Origin of the sequence: Streptomyces sp. NPDC058964, assembly GCF_042741275.1 — a bacterium.
GTDB lineage: Bacteria > Actinomycetota > Actinomycetes > Streptomycetales > Streptomycetaceae > Streptomyces.
Genome location: NZ_JBHYKH010000074.1, coordinates 1 through 3,021, shown reverse-complemented (window position 1 = coordinate 3,021; position 3,021 = coordinate 1). Strand labels below are relative to the sequence as shown.

At 70.3% G+C, this 3,021-nt stretch carries 2 protein-coding genes and 1 pseudogene; 1 reads left to right on the top strand and 2 read right to left on the bottom strand.

Annotated features, from left to right (window positions below):
* Positions 1–290, bottom strand: a pseudogene (locus ACFW2E_RS12545) (short-chain dehydrogenase); the annotation flags it as partial.
* A 38-nt stretch (positions 291–328) separates the two neighbouring features.
* A complete protein-coding gene (locus ACFW2E_RS12540; protein ID WP_384465516.1) occupies positions 329–1,726 on the bottom strand; it encodes a DUF6421 family protein in 1,398 nt (465 codons plus the stop codon).
* A 447-nt stretch (positions 1,727–2,173) separates the two neighbouring features.
* Here ACFW2E_RS12540 and ACFW2E_RS12535 point away from each other — a divergent pair, with 447 nt between their 5' ends.
* The gene (locus tag ACFW2E_RS12535) at positions 2,174–2,857 is read left to right on the top strand and encodes a glycerophosphodiester phosphodiesterase (RefSeq protein ID WP_384465514.1); all 684 of its coding nucleotides are present in this window, start codon (positions 2,174–2,176) and stop codon (positions 2,855–2,857) included.
* The last annotated feature ends 164 nt before the right edge of the window (positions 2,858–3,021 follow it).

Here is a 3,021-nt window from a genome sequence, read left to right as displayed (position 1 = left end):
AGGGTGTGCCCGCCCCGCCCCCCCGCGCCATCGTCATTCGGGTGGTGGGCCCCCCAGTCGCGGGTGGACTGCAGGTCGAGCAGGTCCACCGTGTCTCCGGTGACGGTGGCGCCGCCGGACGCGTAGCGCGCCGCGTCCACGGCCTCGGACAGCCGCTCGGGGTCGTTGTCCGCCCCGACGACGGTCGCGCCCGCCTCGGCCAGCCGGAGCAGTGCCGCCCGGCCGGCGGGTCCGCCCGCGCCGGCCACCGCGATCACCGCGCCGCTCAGTGCCCCGTTCCCGTTCCCCATGTTCTTCGCCTCCTGAGCAGTCTTACGGGCGCGGTCGCTCACGCGGCGACCCGCTCGGCGCTGTCCGCCGTGATCCCCTTGGTGGAGGCGATCACGTTCTTCAGCTTCTTGGACAGTGCCTCAAAGAACATGCTCAGCGGAAACTCGTCCGGAAGCACGTCATCCACGAGCTTGCGCGGCGGCAGGGTCAGGTCCAGGGCGTCGGGACCCTTGGCCCACTTCGAGCCCGGGTGCGGGGCGAGGTAGGTGGAGACGAGCTCGTAGCCGGCGAACCAGTGCACCAGCTTCGGACGGTCTATGCCGTCGCGGTAGAGCTTCTCGATCTCGGCGCACAGCTGGTTGGTGACCTGCGGGGCGCGCTGCCAGTCGATGGTGAGCTTGTTGTCCGTCCAGCGCACGACGTCGTGCTTGTGCAGGTAGGCGAAGAGCAGCTGGCCGCCGAGGCCGTCATAGTTGCGGTTGCGGTCGCCGGTGAGCGGGAAGCGGAACATCCGGTCGAAGAGCACCGCGTACTGCACGTCGCGGGCCTGCGGGACGCCGTCCGCCTCGAGCTTCACGGCCTCCTTGAACGCGGTGAGGTCGCAGCGCAGCTCCTCCAGGCCGTACATCCAGAACGGCTGGCGCTGCTTGATCATGAACGGGTCGAACGGCAGGTCGCCGTGGCTGTGCGTGCGGTCGTGGACCATGTCCCACAGCACGAAGGCCTCTTCGCAGCGCTTCTGGTCGTGGACCATCGCGGCGATGTCCTCGGGCAGCTCGAGGCCGAGGATGTCGACGGCGGCGTCGGTCACCCGGCGGAAGCGGGCGGCCTCGCGGTCGCAGAAGATGCCACCCCAGGTGAATCGTTCCGGCGCCTCGCGCACGGCGATGGTCTCGGGGAAGAGGACGGCGGAGTTGGTGTCGTAGCCCGCCGTGAAGTCCTCGAACTTGATGCCGCAGAACAGCGGGTTGTCGTACCGGGTGCGCTCCAGCTCGGCCAGCCACTCCGGCCAGACCATGCGCAGCACGACCGCCTCCAGGTTGCGGTCCGGGTTGCCGTTCTGCGTGTACATCGGGAAGACGACCAGGTGCTGGAGGCCGTCGGCACGGCCCGCGGCGGGCTGGAAGGCCAGCAGCGAGTCGAGGAAGTCCGGCACCCCGAAGCCGCCGTCGGCCCAGCGGTCGAGGTCCTTCGCCAGGGCCTGGTGGTAGTCGGCGTCGTGCGGGAGCAACGGGGACAGTTCCTCGACGGCGTCCATGACCCGGCGCACGGCCTGCTCGGCGTCGGCCCGGTCCGGGGCACCCTCGGCGTCGAAGTCGATCGACCCGTCCGTCGACTGCCATGGCCGGATCCGTTCCACGGCATCCTTGAGCACGGGCCAGGCCGGGTGCTCAATCACCCTGGTCATGGGAGGAACCTGTCCCTCCGCGCCCACCTGCACAAGAATTTCCGTCATGTCCCATCCTCCACGGGAGAAGCTCGCGTATGCACACCGTATGCGTACGAGGTTTCTCCCAGCAAGAGGAGGACCGGGAAATTATCCTGCGCATCACCATGGTCACCGCGCTTTTTCCTGTGAGAAACCGTGACGGCGCTCACTTCGCCCGCGACGCGACGACTCCAGGAGGGCCGGCGGACACGGACGGTCACCGCTCGGATCCAGCCGGTCAATCCTCGGGGGACTCGCCCACGCGAGGGTGACCTCCGGCGGGGGGCACAGACCGGCACGGCCAGGCGCGCGCCCGGTACACCCCGCGTGTCACCCCAATCCCCGCGTGTATGCGCGGGTTCATCGGGAGACCCGGCCATTAGGCTGCGAATCTGCCGCGTGGACAGCGACGTCCCCGATGACCGCCCCGTCCGCGCGCGAGCCGAGCCGCCGTCGACGGAAGCGAGTTGAACCTTGAACTTCCTTACCATCGGTCACCGCGGTGTCATGGGCGTCGAGCCCGAGAACACCCTGCGTTCCTTCGTCGCCGCCCAGCAGGCCGGCCTCGACCTCATCGAACTCGATCTGCACCTCAGCAAGGACGGCGCCCTGGTCGTCATGCACGACGCGGAGGTGGACCGCACGACCGACGGAAGCGGCCCGATCGCCGAGAAGACCCTCGCCGAGCTGCGCGCCCTGGACGCGGGCCGCGGCGAGCGCGTCCCGGTCTTCGAGGAGGTCCTGGACGCCGTGAGGGCGCCGCTGCAGGCGGAGATCAAGGACGTGGCGGCGGCCCGGGCGCTGGCGGAGGTGATGCACAAGCGGGACCTGGTGTCCCGTGTGGAGGTGTCCTCGTTCCACGACGAGGCGATCGCCGAGATCTCCCGCCTGGTGCCGGGCGTCCGCACCGCGCTCGTCGCCAGCCGCTACGGCACCGACGTCGTGGAGCGCGCGACGGCGGCCGGTGCCGCGACCGTCTGCCTGAACATCCGGCGGCTCACCCTGGAGGTCGTGGAACATGCCCGGAAGGCGGACCTGAGGATCATCGGGTGGGTGGTGAACACCCAGGACCACCTGCGGCTCGTACGGGCCCTGCAGCTGGACGGGGCGACCACCGACTACCCGGAGATCAAGCGCACGGGCCGCTTCACGGCGTGACGGTCAGGCCAGCTCCTTGACCAGCAGCTCGAACTGCAGGTCGTCGCGCCGCGGGAAGCCGAAACCCGGCTTTGCGGAACCGGACGCGGGGCGACCGGCCCGAGCGCGGGGGCCCCGGGCGCGCGGGCCGCCCCGGCGGGAGGGGCGGGCGCCGATCACGCGCA